Below are 21,212 nucleotides of genomic sequence, written 5' to 3'. Positions count from 1 at the left end.
TTTACTGTTTCCTAATCAAATCTTTACATTGATGAAACAGCTAAGCCAAATGGAGGGCAAAATGCCTGACAATAAAAAACAGGGGCGGACGTCCAATAAGACGATGACTTTCTTCGTCTGCTTCCTCGCAGCACTGGCAGGATTACTTTTTGGTCTGGATATCGGCGTCATTGCCGGGGCCCTGCCCTTCATCACGGATGAATTCCAGATCAGTTCCCACACCCAGGAGTGGGTGGTCAGCTCGATGATGTTCGGTGCAGCGGTCGGCGCGGTCGGCAGCGGCTGGCTCTCCTTCAAGCTCGGGCGTAAAAAGAGCCTGATGATTGGCGCCATTCTGTTTGTCGCCGGTTCCCTCTTCTCCGCCGCAGCCCCTAACGTGGAAGTGCTGATTGTCTCCCGAGTGCTGCTGGGCCTGGCAGTAGGTGTTGCTTCCTATACCGCACCGCTTTACCTGTCTGAAATTGCCCCGGAGAAAATTCGCGGCAGCATGATCTCCATGTATCAGCTGATGATCACCATCGGGATTCTCGGTGCTTACCTCTCCGATACCGCCTTCAGCTACAGCGGCGCATGGCGCTGGATGCTTGGGGTTATTATTATCCCGGCGATCCTGCTGCTGATCGGCGTCTTCTTCCTGCCTGACAGCCCGCGCTGGTTTGCGGCCAAACGGCGCTTTAACGATGCGGAGCGGGTGCTGCTGCGCCTGCGCGATACCAGTGAAGAAGCGAAACGCGAGCTGGACGAGATCCGCGAAAGCCTGAAGGTCAAACAGAGCGGCTGGGCGCTGTTTAAAGACAACAGCAACTTCCGCCGGGCGGTGTTCCTTGGCGTGCTGCTGCAGGTGATGCAGCAGTTCACCGGGATGAACGTCATCATGTATTACGCGCCAAAAATCTTTGAACTGGCGGGGTACAGCAACACCACCGAGCAGATGTGGGGCACGGTAATTGTTGGTCTGACCAACGTGCTGGCGACCTTTATCGCCATCGGCCTGGTGGATCGCTGGGGCCGTAAACCGACGCTGACGCTGGGCTTCCTGGTAATGGCTGTAGGCATGGGCGTGCTGGGTACGATGCTGCATGTGGGTATCGAATCCCCGACTATGCAGTACGTGGCCGTCGGGATGCTGCTGATGTTTATCGTGGGTTTTGCGATGAGCGCCGGTCCGCTGATCTGGGTGCTGTGTTCCGAGATCCAGCCGCTGAAAGGGCGTGATTTCGGCATCACCTGCTCCACCGCCACCAACTGGATCGCCAACATGATTGTCGGCGCAACCTTCCTGACCATGCTCGATACGTTTGGCAACGCCAACACCTTCTGGGTGTACGGCGGTCTGAACCTGCTGTTTATCGTGCTGACGCTGTGGCTGGTTCCTGAAACCAAACACGTGTCGCTGGAGCATATTGAACGTAACCTGATGAAAGGTCGCCCGCTGCGCGAAATCGGCGCTCACGACTGATCCTTTCGGCTTCCTCCCGACCGGGAGGAAGCCGCTTGCACCGCCCCGCGACAGGCTCTATGCTCTGCCGTTATGAAAACACCCCGTCTCCCTATTGCGCTTCAGCAAGCCGCCATGCGCAGCCTGCGTGACAACCTGGCGCAGGCCAATCTGAAGCTCGCCCGGAACTACCCTGAACCCAAACTGGTCTGGCAGCAGCGCGGCACCGCAGCAGGCACCGCCTGGCTGGATGCGTATGAGATCCGCCTTAACCCGGTATTGATGCTGGAAAACCAGCAGGCTTTTATCGACGAAGTGATCCCGCATGAGCTGGCGCACCTGCTGGTGTGGAAGCATTTTGGCCGCGTAGCGCCCCACGGCAAAGAGTGGAAATGGATGATGGAAGCGGTGCTGGGCGTGCCGGCGCGTCGAACGCACCAGTTCGAGCTTGATTCAGTACGACGCAATACATTCCCCTACCGCTGCCAGTGTCAGCAGCACCAGCTCACCGTACGTCGCCATAACCGGGTGGTGCGCGGCGAAGCCACCTACCGCTGCGTGAAGTGCGGCGAACCCCTTATTGCGGAGTAAGCGGCAGAATCATCAGGAACATTCATGATCTGCCTGATTGCATACAGGAACAACTTTCGTTACGTTGCGGGCTCGTTTTGACACGGAGTTCACGATGTCCCGTAATTTCTCTCTCGCGGTCGCTTTTCTGACGACGGCGTTCTCAGGCCATGCGCTGGCCGAAGGTATCAACAGTTTCTCTCAGGCAAAAGCCGCAGGCGTGAAGGTCAATGCTGACGTCGCGGGTGATTTTTACTGTGGCTGCAAAATTAACTGGCAGGGCAAAAAAGGGGTCGTCGATCTGGCCTCCTGCGGCTACAAAGTGCGTAAAAATGAGAACCGCGCCAGCCGCATCGAATGGGAACATGTGGTGCCCGCCTGGCAGTTCGGCCACCAGCGCCAGTGCTGGCAGGAGGGTGGGCGTAAAAATTGCGCTAAAGACCCGGTCTATCGCCAGATGGAGAGCGATATGCATAACCTGCAGCCCGCCGTGGGCGAGGTGAATGGCGATCGCGGCAACTTTATGTACAGCCAGTGGAACGGCGGCGAAGGCCAGTACGGTCAGTGCGCCATGAAGGTCGACTTCAAAGAGAAGCTTGCCGAGCCGCCCGCCCGCGCCCGGGGCAGCATCGCCCGCACCTACTTCTATATGCGCGACCGCTATGACCTCAACCTCTCCCGCCAGCAAACCCAGCTGTTTAACGCCTGGGATAAACTTTATCCAGTCACCGCCTGGGAGTGCCAGCGCGACGAGCGCATCGCCAAAGTACAGGGGAATCACAACCCGTACGTCCAGCGCGCTTGCCAGGCGCAAAAGAGCTAACCTACACTAGCGGCAATTGTTTATTTCCTGCTGGTCTGTTCCCTCTCCCCTTCGGGAGAGGGTTAGGGTGAGGGGCACAGACCGCACCAGTCATGGATTTTTCACATTATGCGCGTTCCCCGTATTTACCACCCTGAACCGATCGCCACAGGCAGCGAGTTTGCCCTCTCTGAAGAGGCCGCCAACCACGTTGGCCGCGTGCTGCGCATGGGCGCAGGTCAGGCGATTCAGCTGTTTGATGGCTCAAACCAGGTGTTTGACGCACAAATCACCCGCGCCGATAAAAAAAGCGTGCAGGTGAGTATTGTGCGTGGCGAAATCGACGATCGTGAATCGCCGCTGCATATCCATTTAGGCCAGGTGATGTCGCGCGGCGAAAAAATGGAATTCACTATCCAGAAATCGATCGAACTGGGTGTAAGCCTCATTACGCCACTTTTTTCTGAGCGCTGCGGCGTTAAACTGGATGCCGAACGTCTGAATAAGAAGCTCCAGCAGTGGCAAAAAATCGCCATTGCCGCCTGTGAACAGTGTGGTCGCAATCGCGTCCCGGAGATCCGCCCGGCTATGGATCTGGAAGCCTGGTGTGCGGAAGAGGAGCAGGGTCTGAAGCTCAACCTGCATCCGCGGGCCAGCGCCAGCATCAACACCCTGCCGCTGCCGGTTGAACGCGTGCGGCTGCTGATTGGCCCGGAAGGGGGTCTGTCGGCGGATGAGATTGCCATGACCGCACGCTACCAGTTTACTGATATTCTGTTGGGACCCCGCGTTCTGCGTACTGAGACCACCGCGCTAACCGCCATCACTGCCCTGCAGGTGCGTTTTGGCGATTTAGGTTGAAGCATTAACGGAGAAGACAATGATTAAGCTCGGCATCGTGATGGATCCCATCACAAGCATCAATATCAAGAAAGATTCCAGCTTCGCTATGCTGCTGGAAGCGCAACGTCGCGGCTATCAGCTCCACTATATGGAGATGAGCGACCTGTATCTGATTAACGGCGAGGCCCGTGCGCGCACCCGCATCGTCAACGTCGAGCAGAATTACGATAAATGGTACGAATTCGGTTCCGAGCAGGATCTGCCCCTGGCCGAACTCGACGTCATCCTGATGCGTAAAGACCCGCCGTTCGACACCGAATACATCTACTGCACCTATATCCTTGAGCGCGCAGAAGAGAAAGGGACGCTGATCGTCAACAAACCGCAGAGCCTGCGCGACTGCAACGAGAAGCTCTACACCGCCTGGTTCTCCGACCTGACGCCAGAGACGCTGGTGACCCGCAGCAAAGCGCAGCTGAAAGCCTTCTGGCAGAAACACGGCGATATCATCCTGAAGCCGCTGGACGGCATGGGCGGCGCGTCTATCTTCCGCGTGAAAGAGGGCGATCCTAACCTCGGCGTGATCGCCGAAACCCTGACCGAGCATGGCTCCCGCTACTGCATGGCGCAGAACTATATCCCGGCCATTGTCGACGGCGACAAGCGCGTGCTGGTGGTGGATGGTGAGCCGGTGCCGTACTGTCTGGCGCGTATTCCGCAGGGCGGCGAAACCCGTGGTAACCTGGCGGCCGGTGGTCGTGGCGAACCGCGTCCGCTCACCGAAAGCGACTGGGAAATTGCCCGCCGCGTCGGCCCGATGTTAAAAGCCAAAGGGCTGATCTTCGTTGGCCTCGACATCATCGGCGATCGCCTGACGGAAGTGAACGTCACCAGCCCGACCTGCATTCGTGAAATCGAAGCCGCGTTCCCGGTCTCCATTACCGGCATGCTGATGGATGCGATCGAAAAACGTCTGAAGCAGTAATATCCCAGCCAATACTGTTAGTGACAGCATTCAGGTTTGTACGCATACTGGGTGCTGTCGCTTTTTAAACCAGGAAACAGAACCTCTGACAATGAATTTACAGCATCACTTTCTGATTGCCATGCCTGCTCTCCAGGATCCAATTTTCCGTCGTGCGGTCGTTTACATCTGCGAGTACAGCGAGGATGGCGCGATGGGTATCATCATCAATAAACCGCTGGAAAATCTGTCCGTTGAAGGCATTCTGGAAAAATTAAAAATTTCCCAGGACGAACGTGTTCCTGAAATTCGTCTCGACAGACCGGTGATGCTGGGTGGCCCGCTGGCGGAAGATCGCGGGTTTATTCTCCATACGCCGCCAGGTTTTTCCTCCAGTATCCGTATCTCTGACAACACCGTGATCACCACTTCCCGCGACGTGCTGGAAACGCTGGGCACAGAAAATCAGCCTGCCGATGTGCTGGTGGCGCTGGGCTATTCCTCGTGGGAAAAAGGTCAGCTTGAGCAGGAGATTCTGGATAACGCCTGGCTGACGGCCCCGGCAGATTTAAACATCCTGTTTAAAACCCCTATCGCCGATCGCTGGCGTGATGCGGCAAAGCTGATTGGCATTGATATCCACACTATGCCTGGCGTAGCGGGGCATGCCTGATGAGCGGCACGCTTCTCGCATTTGATTTCGGCACCAAAAGTATCGGCGTGGCGATCGGCCAGCGCATCACCGGCACCGCCCGCCCGCTGACGGCGCTGAAAGCGCAAAACGGCACTCCGGACTGGAACCTGATTGAACGGTTGCTGAAAGAGTGGCAGCCGGATGAAGTCATTGTCGGCCTGCCGCTGAATATGGATGGCACCGAACAGCCACTCACGGCCCGCGCGCGCAATTTTGCTAATAAAATTCATGGCCGTTTTGGCGTGGCGATCAAGCTGCACGATGAACGACTGAGCACGGTAGAAGCCCGGGCCGGTCTGTTTGAGCACGGCGGTTTTCGCGCGCTCAACAAAGGCAGCGTTGATTCCGCCTCGGCGGTGATTATCCTCGAAAGTTTCTTCGAGCAGGGTTACTGATCCCCTTCCCATTGCCCGGCTGCCCGGGCAAAACCCCCTTACTCTTCCAGCAGCGTGGCGTTAAGCGCCGTCAGTTCAGCCAGACGCGTGCGGACGTGCTCATCGTCAACATTCCACATCCCGGCAAAGGCCAGCGCGGCATGATGCACGCCCACGGGGATCGCCATCGACACTTCGCCGTCATCATGATGCCAGACCACATGCCCCTGCTGACGCTGCTGCGCCACGTGCGGGGCGAGGTTTTGCCACTGCTCGGGCGTAAAGCGTGGCATTAGCGCCTCGTCCGTCTCACTCGCCAGCAGCGACATGCCAATCACCGATTGCCAGGCAGGCAGCATATGGAAACCGGCCAGCGCCTGGCTGGCCTGGCTTCCGGGTACGGCGTGCCAGATATAGATCACCTGATCCTCCCACAGCACGCCCAGCGCCACCACGATATCGCGTGGCGCATCGCGCTCCAGACGCGGCAAGGCCCGGGAGAACAGCTCGGAGCCACGGATTGACTGGGCCGCCAGCGCGTGAATACCGGGGCCCGGCAGGTAGCGCCGGTGATCGTCCTGCATGGTCAGGCCAATGGAGGCCATGGTCATCAGCAAACGGTTAACACGGGTGGTGTTAATCCCCATCAGCCGCGCAAGTTCCCGGCAGCCGATAGCGCGGCCGCTGGAAACCAGATATTGCAGACAGCGAATGCCGTCGATAAGACTTTGGTTCGGTTGTGATGACATAGCCACTTTCAAGGTGTGCAATCAGAGGCTCGATTTTACCGCCCGTGTAAAAGGATACAAGGCCGTGAAAACCATTCTCTGCCGGAAACTGCCCGCGCTTCAAAGCCGTCCCTGTGCCCTGCGCTCGGCCCGGCTCTGATCGAAGTTTAGCATTCCTGCCTGCAGCCCGGTCTGGATCACCCCGGGCAGTTGATAAGTTTTGCCTTCACGGATCAAATTGGCCGCCGCAGGGGTATTCACCAGCAGCTCAAACAGTGCGACGCGCCCCTGCTGGTTATCCCTTTCGAGCTTTTGCGCCAGCACCGCGCGCAGGCTACCGGCCAGCTGCTTGCGTACCGGCTCTTTCTCCTCGGCGGGGAAAGCATCCACCAGCCGCTCTATCGCCTGAGCGGCCCCCCGGGTATGCAGGGTCGCCAGCACCAGATGTCCGGTCTCTGCGGCGGTGAGTGCAAGGCGGATCGTTTCGCTGTCGCGCAGTTCGCCTAACAGGATCACATCCGGATCTTCACGCAACGCCGCCCGCAGCGCATCGGCAAAAGAGGGACAGTGCAGGCCGATCTCCCGCTGCTGCACCAGACAACGCTTACTCTGATGGATGAACTCCACCGGATCCTCCAGAGTCAGGATATGCCCGTCGCTGTGGTGATTGAGAAAGTCGACCATCGCCGCAAGCGTGGTGGACTTGCCGCTGCCGGTGGCCCCGGTCACCAGAATCAGGCCGTTATCGCTGGTCAGCAGCTCGGGGATTGCCCGCGGCGTGCCCAGCGTGCGCAGCTGCGGGCACCGTTCCGGCAGCAGCCGCAGCGCCAGCGAGCACCCCTGGGTATGGGCGAAGGCGCTGGCCCGCAGTCGGTGGTGCTCAAGGGCGACAGCAAAATCGACCTGCCCCTGGGCGCACCATGCCCCCTGCTGCTCGTCGCTGAGCCAGCTTTTAAGCAGCATCACCACATCCGGCCCGGGGAAAGGGGCGAATTCCATTTTCCCTCGCCGTCGCCAGCGCGGTGGTGCGTTACTGCACAGGTGTAGATCCGACACGTTATGCTTTACACTAAGGGCCACAATTTCTTCCATATCCATTTAATGATCCTCGGAAAATGAACGACATTGCGCATAACCTGGCACAGGTCAGGGACAAAATCTCAGCCGCGGCAACAGGTTGCGGCCGTGCTTCAGAAGAAGTTTCGTTGCTTGCAGTCAGTAAAACCAAGCCTGCGAGCGCCATCGCAGAAGCGATTGCCGCAGGCCAGCGCATGTTCGGTGAAAACTACGTGCAGGAAGGGGTGGAAAAAATCCGCCATTTCCGGGAAAAAGGCACCGCGGATCTGCAGTGGCACTTTATCGGGCCATTACAGTCGAACAAAAGCCGGCTGGTGGCGGAGCATTTCGACTGGTGTCATACCGTCGACCGGCTGCGCATCGCGACGCGTCTGAGCGAGCAACGCCCGGCAGAGATGCCGCCGCTTAACGTGCTGATTCAAATCAATATCAGCGACGAAAACAGCAAGTCAGGTATTGCTCTGGAGGAACTGGATCACCTGGCAGATCAGGTGGCGGTACTGCCTGGCCTCAGGCTTCGCGGGTTAATGGCGATCCCGGCCCCGGAGGCAGATTACGACAGGCAGTTTGCCGTCGCACGGCAAATGGCTGTAGCATTTGAGGCGCTTAAAACACGCTTCCCAACGGTCGACACGCTTTCACTGGGCATGACGGACGATATGGCTGCCGCGATTGCGGCTGGCAGCACCATGGTGCGCATCGGCACAGCAATTTTCGGTGCGCGCGATTACACCCAATAATAAGGAAACCTGAGGAACGCCATGAAGACGTTGACCTTCCTGCTCTCAACGGTCATTGAACTGTATACGATGGTGCTTTTGTTACGCGTCTGGATGCAGTGGGCCCGTTGTGATTTTTATAACCCCTTCTCACAGTTTGTCGTCAAAGTGACCCAGCCTATCATCGGGCCGCTGCGCCGGGTGATCCCGCCGATGGGCCCGATTGACAGCGCCTCGCTGCTGGTGGCGCTGATCCTGTGCGTGGTGAAAGCGATCGTGCTGTTTATGGTCATCACCTTCCAGCCGATCATCTGGATCGCGGCGGTGTTGATCCTGATTAAAACGATCGGCCTGCTGATCTTCTGGGTGCTGCTGCTGATGGCGATCATGAGCTGGGTGAGCCAGGGTCGTAGCCCGGTGGAATATTCCCTGATTCAGCTTGCCGACCCGCTGCTGCGTCCGATTCGTAATCTGCTGCCAGCCATGGGCGGGATCGACTTCTCCCCGATGATCCTCGTGCTGCTGCTGTACGTGATCAACATGGGTATTGCTGAACTGCTGCAGTCCACGGGCAACATCCTGCTGCCGGGGCTGTGGATGGCGTTATGAGTGCTGTCAGCACCTGCGCCGACGGGCTGGTTTTACGGCTGTATATTCAGCCGAAAGCCAGCCGCGACACCATTATTGGGCTGCATGGCGACGAAGTAAAAGTCGCCATCACCGCCCCTCCTGTAGATGGCCAGGCCAATGCCCATCTGGTGAAGTTTCTGGCAAAACAGTTTCGCGTCGCGAAGAGCCAGGTGCTGATCGAGAAGGGTGAACTGGGCCGTCACAAGCAGGTCAAAATTCTTAATCCGCAACAAATCCCGACGGACGTCGCGGCACTGATACAACAGGATTAGCACATGCAAAAAGTTGTTCTCGCTACCGGTAATGCCGGTAAAGTGCGCGAGCTGGCCTCGCTGTTAAATGATTTCGGTCTGGAGGTGGTCGCACAGACCGAGCTGGGCGTGGACTCTGCCGAAGAGACCGGCCTGACCTTTATCGAAAATGCCATTCTGAAGGCGCGTCATGCCGCGCAGATCACCGGTCTGCCGGCGATTGCCGACGACTCCGGTCTGACGGTGGACGTGCTGGGCGGCGCGCCGGGGATCTACTCCGCCCGCTATTCCGGCGTTGATGCCAGCGACCAGCAGAACCTCGAAAAGCTGCTGGACGCGCTCAAGGATGTACCGGATGAGCAGCGCCAGGCGCAGTTCCACTGCGTGCTGGTCTATATGCGCCATGCCGAAGATCCCACGCCGATTGTCTGCCACGGCAGCTGGCCGGGCGTCATCGCCCGCGAATCAGCCGGTAGCGGCGGCTTTGGCTACGATCCGATTTTCTTTGTCCCGACCGAGGGCAAAACCGCCGCGGAGCTGACCCGCGAAGAGAAAAGCGCGATTTCCCACCGTGGGCGCGCACTGAAACTGTTACTGGAAGCGTTACGTAATGGCTAATTTGCCACCTCTGAGCCTTTATATTCACATCCCGTGGTGCGTGCAGAAATGCCCGTACTGCGATTTCAACTCGCATGCGCTGAAAGGCGAAGTGCCTCATGACGATTACGTTCAGCATCTGCTTACCGATCTGGACGCCGACGTCGATTACGCGCAGGGACGTGAAGTTAAGACCATTTTTATCGGTGGCGGTACGCCGAGCCTGCTCTCAGGCCCGGCGATGCAGACGCTGCTGGATGGCGTGCGTGCGCGCCTCAATCTGGCAGCGGATGCAGAAATTACCATGGAGGCCAATCCCGGTACGGTTGAGGCCGACCGTTTTGTCGAGTATCAGCGTGCCGGAGTGAACCGCATCTCCATTGGGGTACAGAGCTTCAGCGAGCCGAAGTTAAAGCGTCTGGGGCGAATTCATGGCCCGGGTGAAGCAAAGCGCGCTGCACACCTGGCGACAGGGCTGGGTCTGCGCAGCTTTAACCTCGACCTGATGCACGGGTTGCCGGATCAGTCCCTGGACGAAGCGCTGGACGATCTGCGCCAGGCCATTGAACTGAACCCGCCGCATCTCTCCTGGTATCAGCTGACCATTGAGCCGAACACGCTGTTTGGTTCGCGCCCGCCGGTGCTGCCTGACGACGACGCGCTGTGGGATATTTTCGAGCAGGGCCATCAGCTGCTGACTGCCGCCGGGTATCAGCAGTATGAAACCTCGGCCTACGCGAAGCCGGGCTACCAGTGCCAGCACAACCTGAACTACTGGCGTTTTGGTGACTATCTGGGGATTGGCTGCGGTGCCCATGGCAAAGTGACCTTCCCGGACGGGCGCATTCTGCGTACCGCTAAAACGCGCCATCCGCGCGGCTATATGGAAGGACGCTATCTGGAGCGCAGCCATGACGTCGAAGCCGAAGATAAGCCGTTTGAGTTCTTTATGAACCGCTTCCGCCTGCTGGAAGCCGCACCGCGCGCGGAGTTTGCGCTGTATACCGGGTTACCGGAGTCAGTGATTCGCCCGCAGATTGACGAGGCGCTGGCGCAGGGCTATCTGACCGAATGCGAGACGTTCTGGCAGATCACCGAGCATGGCAAACTGTTCTTAAACTCCCTTCTTGAGCTGTTCCTCGCCGAAGAGTCCTGAAGCTGGATTCAGGATTTTGCATCCCGTTCTGCTGGCTGAAGGAAAAGCTGGCAGAGTCGAGGGATGGAAATCCTGAAAGGGAGAGGGAACATTAACTCCCTCTCCCCTGGGGAGAGGGCCGGGGTGAGGGGCACAGACCGCACTAACCTACTTCAGCGATCCCACCAGCGCTTTGCGGCTCTCTTCCAGCGATACCACGCGCTTGCACACGTCTTTACCGAATTTCTGGAAATCCGCTTCCTGGTTCTTCCACTCGTTCTGAATCGAGGTTTGCAGGCCACCCAGGCTACCCAGCACGCCCTGCAGCGGGTTGCCGCCGCCTTTCAGCACCGCTTTGGCGCCCATTTCGTTGATGCTGTCCTGCAAAATGCCGCCCATCGCCTGATTCACCAGCTGCTGGCCATCGGCGCGCACCTGATCGATCGCCTGATAGTGGAACGTCAGGCCATCGGTGCGATGTTCGATAATGCGGTTCATCTGCTCTTTTAGCTGCGCATCCAGTTTGGTCAGGCGCGAGCGCATATTGCTGCTCTCCCCCACCTCTTTGGCGATGATCTTATCCAGCGCAACACGGCCTTTCTCCACCCGGGTCTGAGCGCCTTCATCGATCCACGGCAGCGCGCTGCGCAGATCGGCCTGATAGTCCTTAGCCTGTTCACGTTGGGCAGCGCTGAGCGAGTACTGCTTGCCGTTAAACATGACGTTGCCATCCGGGGTGATCACCAGATTGCCGTTCTCACCTTTTACCTGCACGGTTTGCGGGCTCAGGATCACGTCGTCACGCGGCGTGACTTCGCATTTGTATTCTGCGTGAGCGGTCAGAGCCGTAGCCATTAAAGCCGCAGCGAGCAGCGTTTTGCGCATCATATATTCTCCCTCATACAAAACGGGCCAGCAATTGCTGGCCCCTGATGCTCTATTAGTCCCACCAAATATCGAAAAGTTCGCTGATGCGCACATCTTCGAATTTGTGGTCTTCCAGCCACTTACGCACGATAGCCTGATGCTCTTCGGTGCACTGGCCGATCTCCTGTTTGCAGATCAAACCTTCCCACGCCAGGTAGCCGCTACCGTCAAACGCCAGCTTGTTCGGCTCGATGACTTCATTGATGAACGCATCCACGTCTTCATCAATTTTTTCTACACTGGTGCCTTCCGGGAAACGCCATGCCACCGAAAAACCGATCTCCTGGAATTCTTCGATGTGCATTTTCTTACGCAGACGACGGCTACGGTTCTTTGCCATTATTTTACCCTCTCGAACATTAAGTCCCATACGCCGTGACCAAGACGATGGCCACGCTGTTCAAATTTCGTTACCGGACGTGAGTCAGGACGCGGCACGTAATCATTGCTCGCCGACTGGTTTTTATACCCGTCGAGACCTGACATCACTTCCAGCATATGCTCCGCATACTGTTCCCAGTCGGTGGCCATGTGGAAAACGCCACCCAGCTTCAGTTTACTTTTTACCAGCTCAGCAAAAGGTGCCTGAACGATACGGCGTTTATTATGACGCGCTTTGTGCCATGGGTCAGGGAAAAAGAGCTGAACCATGTGCAGAGAATTGTCAGGGATCATCTTGTGCAGCACTTCCACCGCGTCATGACACATCACCCGCAGGTTCTCAACGCCCTCTTCATGGGCCGTCGCCAGGCAAGCACCCACGCCCGGTGAGTGAACCTCAATGCCGAGGAAGTTCTGCTCCGGACGCGCTTTCGCCATGGCCACCAGCGAAGCGCCCATGCCAAAACCGATCTCCAGCGTAATCGGCGCATCACGGCCAAACAGCGCCACGAAGTCGAGCGGCTGTTCGGTGAACTCCACGCCCATCACCGGCCAGTAGTTATCCAGCGCATGTTGCTGTCCCTTCGTCAGGCGCCCCTGACGGCGGACAAAGCTGCGAATACGGCGCAGCGGGCGGCCGTTTTCATCAAATTCCGGTGATATGACGTCGTTTTTCATAAAAGAGTAGTCTGCTTGTGAGAATGTTCGGGAAACGGGCATTATCCAAAGTTAATGATGGGATGCAAGCATGGGAAAGATCCGGTTTACAGCCGCATGCCTCTGTGCTGCAATCTGCGTCCCTGATATCGCGAAGCGAAGACCATGCAAGCCTCTCAATTTTCAGCCCAGGTGCTGGACTGGTACGACAAATACGGGCGTAAAACCCTGCCCTGGCAAACTGAAAAAACACCCTACAAAGTATGGCTCTCTGAGGTGATGTTGCAACAAACGCAGGTCGCTACTGTTATCCCCTACTTTGAGCGCTTTATGGCGCGTTTTCCCACGGTGACCGACCTGGCAAACGCCCCGCTCGATGAGGTGCTGCATCTGTGGACCGGGCTCGGCTATTACGCTCGCGCCCGCAATCTGCACAAAGCCGCTCAGCAGGTGGTGTCACTGCACGGGGGGCAATTCCCGGAAACCTTCGATGAAGTGGCCGCCCTGCCGGGCGTCGGGCGCTCCACCGCTGGCGCGATCCTCTCCCTCTCATTGGGTAAACATTTCCCTATTCTCGACGGCAACGTGAAGCGCGTGCTGGCCCGCTGCTACGCCGTTGGCGGCTGGCCGGGCAAGAAAGAGGTGGAGAAACGCCTGTGGGAGATCAGCGAAGCAGTGACGCCCGCCCACGGCGTTGAACGCTTTAACCAGGCGATGATGGATCTGGGGGCGATGGTCTGCACCCGCTCGAAGCCAAAATGCGAGCTCTGCCCGCTGAATAATCTGTGTGTGGCCTATGCCAACCACAGCTGGGCGCAGTATCCCGGTAAAAAGCCGAAGCAGACGCTGCCCGAGCGCACCGGCTATTTTCTGCTGATGCAGCATCAGGAGACTGTCTATCTCGCCCAGCGCCCGCCAAGCGGTTTGTGGGGCGGCTTATTCTGCTTCCCGCAGTTTGAGGATGAGGACAGTCTTCGCGACTGGCTGGCGCAACGCGGCATCCCTGCCGATACTCTTGTGCAGCTCAACGCGTTTCGCCACACCTTCAGCCACTTCCATCTGGATATTGTTCCAATGTGGCTTCCTGTGTCCTCATTCACCGCGTGCATGGATGAAGGCAACGCTCTCTGGTATAACTTAGCGCAACCGCCGTCAGTGGGGCTGGCAGCTCCCGTGGAGCGCCTGTTACAGCAATTACGTGTCGGGGCAACGGTTTAGCTCCGGGCGACAAAGAGGATTCAGTATGGCCAGAACAATTTTTTGCACCTTCCTGCAACGCGAAGCAGAAGGCCAGGATTTCCAACTCTATCCGGGCGATCTGGGTAAGCGCATCTATAACGAGATCTCAAAAGAGGCGTGGGCGCAGTGGCAGCATAAGCAAACCATGCTGATTAACGAGCGCAAGCTCAACATGATGAACGTTGAACACCGTAAACAGCTCGAAGAGGAGATGGTGAATTTCCTGTTTGAAGGGAAAGAGGTGCACATCGAAGGTTATACGCCGCCAGAAAAATAATACCCAGCGGGCGGGTGCCTGACATCCGCCCCGGAACCAACACAACACGCACTCCCGGAATGATGAAAAAATTTTTAGCGCTTGCTCTTGTTGCACCGTTACTTGTTTCGTGTTCCTCCAAAAATAAAGGCGATAGCTATAACGAAGCCTGGGTGAAGGACACCAACGGTTTTGACATTCTGATGGGGCAGTTTGCCCATAACATCGAAAACATATGGGGATTTAGCGAAGTTCTGATCGCCGGACCGAAAGACTACGTTAAGTACACCGACGCTTACCAGACCCGCAGCCACATCAACTTTGACGAGGGTACCATCACCGTCGAGACCATCGCCGGGACCGATCCTGCGGCACGGTTACGTGAGGCGATCGTGAAAACCTTGCTGATGGGGGACGATCCGGGCTCTATTGACCTCTATTCCGACGCCGACGACATCACCATCTCGAAAGAGCCGTTCCTGTATGGCCAGGTGGTGGATCAGACCGGCCAGTCCATTCGCTGGGAAGGTCGCGCCAACAACTTTGCCAACTACCTGCTGCAAACGCGCCTGAAAAGCCGCAGTAATGGCCTGCGCGTTATCTACAGCGTGACCATCAACCTGGTGCCAAACCACCTCGATAAACGTGCACACAAATATGTGGGGATGGTACGCCAGGCCTCACGTAAGTACGGTGTCGATGAGTCGCTGATCCTGGCGATTATGCAGACTGAATCCTCGTTCAACCCGTACGCGGTGAGCCGTTCCGACGCGCTGGGCCTGATGCAGGTTGTTCAGCACAGCGCCGGGAAAGATGTGTTCCGCGCGCAGGGGAGATCGGGCATGCCGGACCGCAGCTATCTTTTTGATCCTGCAAGTAATATCGATACCGGCACCGCCTATCTGGCGATGTTGAATAACGTCTACCTGAGCGGCATTGATAACCCGACCTCACGCCGCTATGCGGTCATTACCGCCTATAACGGCGGTGCGGGCAGCGTGCTGCGAGTCTTCTCCAGCGACAAAGTCCAGGCGGCAAATATCATCAACAGCATGTCTCCAGGGGATGTTTACCAGACCCTGACCAGCCGTCACCCTTCCGCAGAGTCCCGCCGCTACCTGTACAAGGTCAATACGGCGCAAAAGAACTATCGTAGAAAGTAACCTTCTCTCTTTTACCCTCTCCTTCCGGGGGAGGGTAAAAGACTTACTCCCGCTGTCTATACCTCATCCATAGGAAAGTGTTATTTGCATCACAATCCAAACTGCAAATTAATGTTCATTGCATTTTTTTGCGGGAGGTAACAAAACATCACGCCACTCGCTGATAGAATTGCATCAAATACAAAACCCAAATGTTTCTACACCAACATACAGCCCGCTCTCTTGTGAGGAAAGTAACATGAACCTTAAGCTGCAGCTTAAAATATTGTCGTTTCTGCAGTTCTGTCTGTGGGGGAGCTGGCTAACCACGCTCGGCTCCTACATGTTTGTCACGCTCAAATTCGACGGTGCCTCTATCGGCGCGGTCTATAGCTCTTTGGGTATCGCTGCCGTCTTTATGCCGACCCTGCTCGGGATCGTGGCGGATAAGTGGATAAGCGCCAAGTGGGTATACGCGCTTTGCCATCTGGTTGGGGCGGGTACGCTGTTTATGGCGGCCGAGGTCACCACGCCAGGGGCGATGTTCATGGTGATCCTGCTTAACTCGCTGGCCTATATGCCAACGCTGGGCCTGATTAACACCATCTCCTACTACCGTCTGAAAGACGCCGGTATGGACATCGTGACCGATTTCCCACCGATCCGTATCTGGGGCACCATCGGCTTTATCATGGCGATGTGGGGCGTAAGCTTCGCAGGCTTCGAACTGAGCCACATGCAGCTCTATATCGGTGCGGTCCTCTCCGTGGTGCTGGCGCTCTTCACCTTGACCCTGCCGCACATTCCGGTCTCTAACCAGCAGAAAAACCAGAGCTGGAGCACCATGCTCGGCCTGGATGCCTTCGCGCTGTTTAAAAACAAACGCATGGCGATCTTCTTTATCTTCTCCATGCTGCTGGGTGCGGAACTGCAGATCACCAACATGTTCGGCAACACCTTCCTGCACAGCTTCGATAACGACCCGCTGTTCTCCGGCAGCTTTATCGTTGAGCACGCGTCGGTGATGATGTCGATTTCGCAGATCTCCGAAACGCTGTTCATCCTGACCATCCCGTTCTTCCTGAGCCGCTATGGCATTAAGAACGTAATGATGATCAGTATCTTCGCGTGGATGCTGCGCTTCGGTCTGTTTGCCTATGGTGACCCGTCAGCCTTCGGTACCGTGCTGCTGGTACTGTCGATGATCGTCTACGGCTGCGCCTTCGACTTCTTCAACATCTCCGGCTCCGTGTTTGTGGAAAAAGAGGTTCGTCCGGAAATCCGCGCCAGCGCCCAGGGCATGTTCCTGATGATGACCAACGGCTTCGGCTGTATTCTCGGCGGCGTGGTGAGCGGTAAGGTTGTGGAGATGTATACCACCAACGGTATTACTGACTGGCAGCCGGTGTGGCTGATCTTCGCAGGCTACTCTCTGGTACTTGCCTTCGCCTTCATGGCACTGTTCAAGTACAAACATGTTCGTACGCCAACAGGTGCGCAGACCGTCGCGCATTAATCTCTTAAGTTCCCCCCTCCTGCGAGGGGGGAACTTTTTTACTTCAGTACATAACCGTACAAGCGCTTGATCCCGTCCGCATCCTTCTCGCTGTAAACGCCCTGCAGTTCCGGTGAAAAACCGGGCAGTAAATTGACGCCCTCTTCCAGCGCCAGGAAGTAACGTTGCACCGCCCCACCCCAGAGTTCGCCCGGCACCACGCACAGCACCCCTGGCGGGTATGGCAGCGCCCCTTCCGCCGCGATACGCCCTTCGGCTTCGCTAATGCGCACCAGCTCGACGTTACCGCGAATAAAGGCCTGGTTAGCATCCTGCGGGTTCATCGCCACGGTAGGCAGGCTCTCTTTGCGGAACATCGCTTTCTGCAGATCCTTCACGTCAAAGCTGACGTACAGATCGTGCATCTCCTGACAGAGCTGACGCAGGGTGTAGTCACGATAGCGCAACGGGTATTTCTGCCAGATAGTCGGCAGGACATCCGCCAGCGGGGTGTCGTCTTCGATATGTTGTTCAAACTGGCCCAGCATCGCCACCAGTTGCGCCATCTTCTCGGCGCTCTCCGCCGGAGTCAGCAGAAAGAGAATGGAGTTGAGGTCGCACTTCTCCGGCACGATGCCTTTCTCACGCAGGTAGTGCGCCAGAATGGTCGCCGGGATACCAAAGTCGGTGTACTCCCCGCTCTCAGCATCGATACCCGGCGTGGTTAGCAGCAGCTTGCACGGGTCGACAAAGTATTGCTCCTCGGCGTAGCCCTCAAAGCCGTGCCATTTCGCCCCCGGCTCAAAGCTGAAGAAGCGCAGCTCGCTGGCAATCGCGTGGGTAGGATGGTCCTGCCACGGACGCCCGGCCACCACCGGCGGGATAAAGGGCTTAATCATCTTGCAGTTGGCGATAATCGCCTTGCGCGCCTCGATACCCAGCTCAACGCACTCGGCCCACAGCCGACGCCCGCTCTCCCCTTCGTGGATCTTGGCGTTAACGTCGAGAGCCGCAAACAGCGGATAGAACGGGCTGGTGGAGGCGTGCAGCATGAAGGCGTTGTTGAGACGCTTATGCGGGCAGAAACGCGCCTGACCGCGGATATGGTTATCCTTTTTGTGGATCTGCGAGGTCTGGGAGAACCCGGCCTGCTGTTTGTGCACCGACTGGGTGACAAAGATCCCCGGATCCGTCTCATTGAGTTCCAGCAACAGCGGCGAGCTGTCCGCCATCATCGGGATAAACTGCTCGTAACCCACCCAGGCGGAGTCAAACAGGATGTAGTCGCACAGCTGGCCGATCTTGTCGATCACCTGGCGGGCGTTATAAATGGTGCCGTCATAGGTACCAAGCTGGATCACCGCCAGGCGGAACGGACGCGCTTCACCGGCTTTCTCCGGGGCCACTTCGCGGATCAGCTCCCGCAGGTACGCCTCATCAAAGCAGCGCTCATCAATGCCACCAATAAAGCCAAAGGGGTTACGCGCCGCTTCGAGGTACACCGGCGTGGCACCGGCCTGGATCAGCGCGCCATGGTGGTTGGATTTGTGATTGTTGCGGTCAAACAGCACCAGATCGCCGCGGGTCAGCAGCGCATTGGTCACCACCTTGTTGGCAGCCGAGGTACCGTTAAGGACGAAATAGGTCTTGTCGGCGTTAAACACCTTCGCGGCGAACTTTTGCGCGTGTTTGGCGGACCCTTCATGGATCAGCAGATCGCCCAGCTTCACGTCGGCGTTGCACATGTCGGCGCGAAAGACATTCTCGCCGAAGAAATCGAAGAACTGGCGGCCTGCGGGGTGTTTCTTAAAGAATGCCCCGTGCTGATGCCCCGGGCAGGCAAAGGTGCTGTTGTCCATCGCCACGTACTGGCTGAGCGTGTCGAAAAAAGGCGGCAGCAGGTTCTCTTCATAGCGACAGGCCGCGGCTTCCAGCTCTAACCACTCCTGGGCTTTGCCGTCGATCACCGCATCGACACCCGCAGGGGTTTCCACAGGCTGCGGCGAGAACATCAATACAGGCAGGTTAAAGCCGGTGCGTTTCAGTAACGCGAGGATGCCGCTGTGACTGTCAGCGACGGTAATGACGACTGCCGCCACATCCGTAAAATCTGTGTTATCCAGCGTCACCACTTCCCGGTGCGTGGACAAGGCGGACGCCAGCTCGCGGCTGGCGGCAATTTTCATTGATTTCATAAGCGCAAATACCCGTGCAAGGCGAGAAAAAGCCCCGGACAGGGAGTCCCCTGCCCAACGAATGTGTCTGACCGGAGTTCAGCTCCGACCGCCAGACATCAGTAAAAGCAGAACGCGTCTGGTTTTACTGTTGTCCTGCAGTGAGCCTGCGTTACCCTCACCGCATGGTGAGCGTAGAATAAGATGTGTCGATACGGCCAGCCATGTGCGCAGCGAGAGAGAGTCGGTTCATGGGCGGCCTCGTATCAGAGAGGAGAAAATTCGCGCAATAATGTCACCTTTCGCCAGGGGGCGCAACAAGGAATCATTATGCAAAAAGCGGGATTACATTTGGCGATTACTCACTGAAAAGAGTAATAATAATGCAATATCAATGAGTAAATAACAGGAGTTAACAGTGGTAATTGGACCGTTCATTAACGCAGGGGCCGTGCTGCTGGGTGGCGTACTTGGCGCCGTGCTCAGCCAGCGATTACCGGAGCGTATTCGCTCTTCCATGCCCTCGATATTTGGTCTGGCCTCGCTGGGAATCGGTATTTTGCTGGTCATCAAGTGCGCCAACCTGCCAGTGATGGTGCTGGCAACGCTGGTCGGGGCGCTGATCGGAGAGTTTTGTTATCTGGAGAAAGGGATAAATGGCGCCGTCAGCAAAGCGAAAAATCTGCTCTCCCGCGGTAAGCAGAAAGGCGGTGGTCACGACGCGTTTATCCAGAACTATGTCGCCATCATCATTCTGTTTTGCGCCAGCGGCACGGGGATTTTCGGCTCGATGCAGGAGGGGATGACCGGTGACCCCAGTATCCTTATCGCTAAAGCCTTCCTCGATTTCTTCACCGCGACGATTTTTGCGACCACGCTGGGTATTGCGGTTGCCGCCATTTGCGTGCCGATGCTGCTTATCCAGCTCGCCCTCGCCACCTGCGCCACATTAATCTTACCGCTGACCACGCCAGCGATGATGGCAGACTTCACCGCCGTCGGCGGCCTGCTGCTGCTGGCGACCGGGCTGCGGATCTGCGGAATTAAGATGTTTGCGTTGGTAAATATGCTGCCTGCGCTGGTGATCGCCATGCCGCTTTCCGCCCTGTGGACCGCGTTTTTTGCCTGAGATCGCATCAAACTGGCGACAGAGTGTGCGGTCAGTAGCGAAATCAACAAATTCCGTTGACGGCACGAGGCGGATCGGGTTTAATTCGCCCCGTTGCCCGGATAGCTCAGTCGGTAGAGCAGGGGATTGAAAATCCCCGTGTCCTTGGTTCGATTCCGAGTCCGGGCACCACTATTCAGAAAACCCAGCCTATGGCTGGGTTTTTGCTTTTCTAGCAACGGCTATCCCTGTAACTGGATTTGACCCTGCCCTTTCTCTCGTTGACCCACCTTCGTATCCGAACACCCGATCTAATGATGGATAATTCGCGGCATACAGCCATTGTGGCAGGCTTTCACGTCGTCATTACACTCTAGGCCTCTTCTAACCGCTCACGCGCGTTACGGCCGCTTGAAAGGGGCTCCTGCTTTCGTCAGATTACGCTTTTTTAGCGCTATAAACTTCGTCCCCAGAAAATGCCGGTTCGGCCCAGAAGTTGATATTAAACTGCGCATCATCAGTCATCTCAATACGGTGCCAGTACTGCGGTGGGCTGGTCGCAAAAGTACCTGCGTTAATCACGACTTTTACTTCTGGCTCGGTCGCCTCTTCATTGGCGAAACCGTAGTATGTCACCGTTCCTTCCATGACACAGAGCTGGCCAAAGATACCGGCAGCGGTGTTGTGATGGCTCAGAAGCGCTGCCGGGACGTTGTCTTTAGTAAAAAAGGGAGTGGAACGTTTAATGGTCCAGTTTTTGGGAATTCTGTGATGGCTCATAAATACCTCCGGCTTTAAAGATGCATTTAAAATACATCTTTATAGTTTGCCTGTAAAGTATTCTTGATAATAAATATCATTTGCAAGGGAATTGATTCTACTGCAGAAAGGATCCAGGCCTGTAGGCCGATGTGATGGACACCTCCCACCTTACGGCATCAGAGTGCCAGACTGAGGTGTTAACTTCAGTTCCCAGGGGGAGGTGTCCACATGAATATTAAACGTATTGGC

24 protein-coding genes and 1 tRNA gene are annotated in these 21,212 nt (G+C 56.8%); 18 read left to right on the top strand and 7 right to left on the bottom strand.

Annotated elements, in window-relative coordinates:
- Nucleotides 1–61: 61 nt before the first annotated feature.
- The 7 genes from WFO70_RS14690 to ruvX all read left to right on the top strand — a co-directional run bounded on the left by WFO70_RS14690 (nt 62) and on the right by ruvX (nt 5,706).
- Nucleotides 62–1,459, top strand: a complete 1,398-nt coding sequence (locus WFO70_RS14690; RefSeq protein ID WP_337017036.1) for a sugar porter family MFS transporter — start codon at nt 62–64, stop codon at nt 1,457–1,459.
- Nucleotides 1,460–1,531: 72 nt separating this feature from the next.
- Nucleotides 1,532–2,029: a SprT family zinc-dependent metalloprotease gene (locus WFO70_RS14685; RefSeq protein ID WP_337017034.1), complete on the top strand. Its 498-nt coding sequence runs from the start codon at nt 1,532–1,534 to the stop codon at nt 2,027–2,029.
- Between the two features lie 94 nt (nt 2,030–2,123).
- Nucleotides 2,124–2,831 carry a deoxyribonuclease I gene (gene endA / locus WFO70_RS14680; protein WP_337017032.1) on the top strand — a complete coding sequence of 236 codons (708 nt, stop codon included), beginning with the start codon at nt 2,124–2,126 and terminating at the stop codon, nt 2,829–2,831.
- Nucleotides 2,832–2,939: 108 nt separating this feature from the next.
- The gene (gene rsmE / locus WFO70_RS14675; protein ID WP_337017030.1) at nt 2,940–3,671 is read left to right on the top strand and encodes a 16S rRNA (uracil(1498)-N(3))-methyltransferase; all 732 of its coding nucleotides are present in this window, start codon (nt 2,940–2,942) and stop codon (nt 3,669–3,671) included.
- A 19-nt stretch (nt 3,672–3,690) separates the two neighbouring features.
- Nucleotides 3,691–4,638: a glutathione synthase gene (gene gshB / locus WFO70_RS14670; RefSeq protein ID WP_333853932.1), complete on the top strand. Its 948-nt coding sequence runs from the start codon at nt 3,691–3,693 to the stop codon at nt 4,636–4,638.
- A gap of 91 nt (nt 4,639–4,729) precedes the next feature.
- On the top strand, nt 4,730–5,290 hold the full coding sequence (locus WFO70_RS14665) for a YqgE/AlgH family protein (protein WP_337017027.1): 561 nt from the start codon (nt 4,730–4,732) through the stop codon (nt 5,288–5,290).
- Nucleotides 5,290–5,706 carry a Holliday junction resolvase RuvX gene (ruvX, locus tag WFO70_RS14660; protein WP_180209603.1) on the top strand — a complete coding sequence of 139 codons (417 nt, stop codon included), beginning with the start codon at nt 5,290–5,292 and terminating at the stop codon, nt 5,704–5,706. Before WFO70_RS14665 ends, ruvX begins: the two co-directional genes overlap by 1 nt.
- A 38-nt stretch (nt 5,707–5,744) precedes the next feature.
- Here the strand turns inward: ruvX and WFO70_RS14655 are convergent, their stop codons facing one another.
- Nucleotides 5,745–6,434, bottom strand: a complete 690-nt coding sequence (locus tag WFO70_RS14655; RefSeq protein WP_337017025.1) for an IclR family transcriptional regulator — start codon at nt 6,432–6,434, stop codon at nt 5,745–5,747.
- A gap of 99 nt (nt 6,435–6,533) precedes the next feature.
- Nucleotides 6,534–7,511: a type IV pilus twitching motility protein PilT gene (locus WFO70_RS14650; RefSeq protein ID WP_337017023.1), complete on the bottom strand. Its 978-nt coding sequence runs from the start codon at nt 7,509–7,511 to the stop codon at nt 6,534–6,536.
- A gap of 17 nt (nt 7,512–7,528) precedes the next feature.
- On the opposite strand from WFO70_RS14650, the gene WFO70_RS14645 reads away from it, so the two are divergent.
- The 5 genes from WFO70_RS14645 to hemW are packed head-to-tail and all read left to right on the top strand — an operon-like array spanning nt 7,529 to nt 10,843.
- Nucleotides 7,529–8,230, top strand: a complete 702-nt coding sequence (locus WFO70_RS14645; protein ID WP_337017021.1) for a YggS family pyridoxal phosphate-dependent enzyme — start codon at nt 7,529–7,531, stop codon at nt 8,228–8,230.
- A 21-nt stretch (nt 8,231–8,251) separates the two neighbouring features.
- Nucleotides 8,252–8,818, top strand: coding sequence for a YggT family protein (locus WFO70_RS14640; RefSeq protein WP_032613937.1), 567 nt, complete (start codon nt 8,252–8,254; stop codon nt 8,816–8,818).
- Nucleotides 8,815–9,111 (top strand): DUF167 family protein YggU, encoded by a 297-nt coding sequence (gene yggU, locus WFO70_RS14635; protein WP_337017019.1) that lies wholly within the window; start codon nt 8,815–8,817, stop codon nt 9,109–9,111. The genes WFO70_RS14640 and yggU overlap by 4 nt, the downstream gene beginning before the upstream one ends.
- A 3-nt stretch (nt 9,112–9,114) precedes the next feature.
- Nucleotides 9,115–9,708, top strand: coding sequence for an XTP/dITP diphosphatase (locus tag WFO70_RS14630; protein WP_337017017.1), 594 nt, complete (start codon nt 9,115–9,117; stop codon nt 9,706–9,708).
- On the top strand, nt 9,701–10,843 hold the full coding sequence (hemW, locus tag WFO70_RS14625) for a radical SAM family heme chaperone HemW (protein ID WP_337017015.1): 1,143 nt from the start codon (nt 9,701–9,703) through the stop codon (nt 10,841–10,843). The genes WFO70_RS14630 and hemW overlap by 8 nt, the downstream gene beginning before the upstream one ends.
- A 147-nt stretch (nt 10,844–10,990) precedes the next feature.
- Here the strand turns inward: hemW and WFO70_RS14620 are convergent, their stop codons facing one another.
- From WFO70_RS14620 to trmB, 3 genes are read right to left on the bottom strand one after another with little or no spacing between them, the layout of a single operon-like run.
- A complete protein-coding gene (locus WFO70_RS14620) occupies nt 10,991–11,710 on the bottom strand; it encodes a DUF2884 domain-containing protein (RefSeq protein WP_337017013.1) in 720 nt (239 codons plus the stop codon).
- Nucleotides 11,711–11,762: 52 nt separating this feature from the next.
- Complete coding sequence (locus WFO70_RS14615) at nt 11,763–12,089, bottom strand: YggL family protein (protein WP_142487055.1); 327 nt, start codon at nt 12,087–12,089, stop codon at nt 11,763–11,765.
- Complete coding sequence (trmB, locus tag WFO70_RS14610) at nt 12,089–12,808, bottom strand: tRNA (guanosine(46)-N7)-methyltransferase TrmB (RefSeq protein WP_337017010.1); 720 nt, start codon at nt 12,806–12,808, stop codon at nt 12,089–12,091. The genes WFO70_RS14615 and trmB overlap by 1 nt, the downstream gene beginning before the upstream one ends.
- Before the next feature lie 144 nt (nt 12,809–12,952).
- On the opposite strand from trmB, the gene mutY reads away from it, so the two are divergent.
- The 4 genes from mutY (at nt 12,953) to WFO70_RS14590 (ending at nt 16,940) form a co-directional block, all read left to right on the top strand.
- A complete protein-coding gene (gene mutY, locus WFO70_RS14605) occupies nt 12,953–14,005 on the top strand; it encodes an A/G-specific adenine glycosylase (RefSeq protein WP_337017008.1) in 1,053 nt (350 codons plus the stop codon).
- A 25-nt stretch (nt 14,006–14,030) separates the two neighbouring features.
- Nucleotides 14,031–14,303: an oxidative damage protection protein gene (locus WFO70_RS14600; RefSeq protein ID WP_039029789.1), complete on the top strand. Its 273-nt coding sequence runs from the start codon at nt 14,031–14,033 to the stop codon at nt 14,301–14,303.
- A gap of 62 nt (nt 14,304–14,365) precedes the next feature.
- Nucleotides 14,366–15,445 (top strand): membrane-bound lytic murein transglycosylase MltC, encoded by a 1,080-nt coding sequence (gene mltC / locus WFO70_RS14595; RefSeq protein WP_337017005.1) that lies wholly within the window; start codon nt 14,366–14,368, stop codon nt 15,443–15,445.
- A 238-nt stretch (nt 15,446–15,683) separates the two neighbouring features.
- Nucleotides 15,684–16,940, top strand: a complete 1,257-nt coding sequence (locus WFO70_RS14590) for a nucleoside permease (RefSeq protein ID WP_142487060.1) — start codon at nt 15,684–15,686, stop codon at nt 16,938–16,940.
- Between the two features lie 38 nt (nt 16,941–16,978).
- Here the strand turns inward: WFO70_RS14590 and WFO70_RS14585 are convergent, their stop codons facing one another.
- Entirely contained in the window at nt 16,979–19,114 is a 2,136-nt protein-coding gene (locus tag WFO70_RS14585; RefSeq protein WP_337017002.1) for an ornithine decarboxylase, read from the bottom strand.
- 397 nt (nt 19,115–19,511) lie between these two features.
- Between WFO70_RS14585 and WFO70_RS14580 the strand changes: the two genes are divergently transcribed.
- Both WFO70_RS14580 and WFO70_RS14575 read left to right on the top strand, forming a co-directional pair.
- Nucleotides 19,512–20,222, top strand: coding sequence for a DUF554 domain-containing protein (locus tag WFO70_RS14580; protein ID WP_337017000.1), 711 nt, complete (start codon nt 19,512–19,514; stop codon nt 20,220–20,222).
- Between the two features lie 95 nt (nt 20,223–20,317).
- A tRNA-Phe gene (locus WFO70_RS14575) sits at nt 20,318–20,393 on the top strand.
- A gap of 246 nt (nt 20,394–20,639) precedes the next feature.
- On the opposite strand, the gene WFO70_RS14570 is transcribed toward WFO70_RS14575, so the two are convergent.
- Nucleotides 20,640–20,981 (bottom strand): DUF1971 domain-containing protein, encoded by a 342-nt coding sequence (locus WFO70_RS14570; RefSeq protein ID WP_032614074.1) that lies wholly within the window; start codon nt 20,979–20,981, stop codon nt 20,640–20,642.
- Nucleotides 20,982–21,212: the final 231 nt, after the last annotated feature.

It is taken from the genome of Leclercia sp. AS011 (assembly GCF_037152535.1).
Classification (GTDB): domain Bacteria; phylum Pseudomonadota; class Gammaproteobacteria; order Enterobacterales; family Enterobacteriaceae; genus Enterobacter.
Note: the sequence above shows the minus strand (reverse complement) of the source record. Positions and strands in the feature narration are given on the sequence as shown.

Bases quoted from the DNA above. Each gene is read 5' to 3' on its own strand.
- WFO70_RS14640 (WP_032613937.1), top strand. From the start codon at position 8,252: ATGAAGACGTTGACCTTCCTGCTCTCAACGGTCATTGAACTGTATACG.
- WFO70_RS14620 (WP_337017013.1), bottom strand. From the start codon at position 11,710: ATGATGCGCAAAACGCTGCTCGCTGCGGCTTTAATGGCTACGGCTCTG.
- ruvX (WP_180209603.1), top strand. From the start codon at position 5,290: ATGAGCGGCACGCTTCTCGCATTTGATTTCGGCACCAAAAGTATCGGC.
- WFO70_RS14690 (WP_337017036.1), top strand. From the start codon at position 62: ATGCCTGACAATAAAAAACAGGGGCGGACGTCCAATAAGACGATGACT.
- WFO70_RS14655 (WP_337017025.1), bottom strand. From the start codon at position 6,434: ATGTCATCACAACCGAACCAAAGTCTTATCGACGGCATTCGCTGTCTG.
- trmB (WP_337017010.1), bottom strand. From the start codon at position 12,808: ATGAAAAACGACGTCATATCACCGGAATTTGATGAAAACGGCCGCCCG.
- rsmE (WP_337017030.1), top strand. From the start codon at position 2,940: ATGCGCGTTCCCCGTATTTACCACCCTGAACCGATCGCCACAGGCAGC.
- yggU (WP_337017019.1), top strand. From the start codon at position 8,815: ATGAGTGCTGTCAGCACCTGCGCCGACGGGCTGGTTTTACGGCTGTAT.
- WFO70_RS14650 (WP_337017023.1), bottom strand. From the start codon at position 7,511: ATGGATATGGAAGAAATTGTGGCCCTTAGTGTAAAGCATAACGTGTCG.
- hemW (WP_337017015.1), top strand. From the start codon at position 9,701: ATGGCTAATTTGCCACCTCTGAGCCTTTATATTCACATCCCGTGGTGC.
- WFO70_RS14615 (WP_142487055.1), bottom strand. From the start codon at position 12,089: ATGGCAAAGAACCGTAGCCGTCGTCTGCGTAAGAAAATGCACATCGAA.
- WFO70_RS14665 (WP_337017027.1), top strand. From the start codon at position 4,730: ATGAATTTACAGCATCACTTTCTGATTGCCATGCCTGCTCTCCAGGAT.
- mltC (WP_337017005.1), top strand. From the start codon at position 14,366: ATGAAAAAATTTTTAGCGCTTGCTCTTGTTGCACCGTTACTTGTTTCG.
- WFO70_RS14585 (WP_337017002.1), bottom strand. From the start codon at position 19,114: ATGAAATCAATGAAAATTGCCGCCAGCCGCGAGCTGGCGTCCGCCTTG.
- endA (WP_337017032.1), top strand. From the start codon at position 2,124: ATGTCCCGTAATTTCTCTCTCGCGGTCGCTTTTCTGACGACGGCGTTC.
- WFO70_RS14645 (WP_337017021.1), top strand. From the start codon at position 7,529: ATGAACGACATTGCGCATAACCTGGCACAGGTCAGGGACAAAATCTCA.
- WFO70_RS14570 (WP_032614074.1), bottom strand. From the start codon at position 20,981: ATGAGCCATCACAGAATTCCCAAAAACTGGACCATTAAACGTTCCACT.
- WFO70_RS14590 (WP_142487060.1), top strand. From the start codon at position 15,684: ATGAACCTTAAGCTGCAGCTTAAAATATTGTCGTTTCTGCAGTTCTGT.
- WFO70_RS14685 (WP_337017034.1), top strand. From the start codon at position 1,532: ATGAAAACACCCCGTCTCCCTATTGCGCTTCAGCAAGCCGCCATGCGC.
- mutY (WP_337017008.1), top strand. From the start codon at position 12,953: ATGCAAGCCTCTCAATTTTCAGCCCAGGTGCTGGACTGGTACGACAAA.
- gshB (WP_333853932.1), top strand. From the start codon at position 3,691: ATGATTAAGCTCGGCATCGTGATGGATCCCATCACAAGCATCAATATC.
- WFO70_RS14600 (WP_039029789.1), top strand. From the start codon at position 14,031: ATGGCCAGAACAATTTTTTGCACCTTCCTGCAACGCGAAGCAGAAGGC.
- WFO70_RS14630 (WP_337017017.1), top strand. From the start codon at position 9,115: ATGCAAAAAGTTGTTCTCGCTACCGGTAATGCCGGTAAAGTGCGCGAG.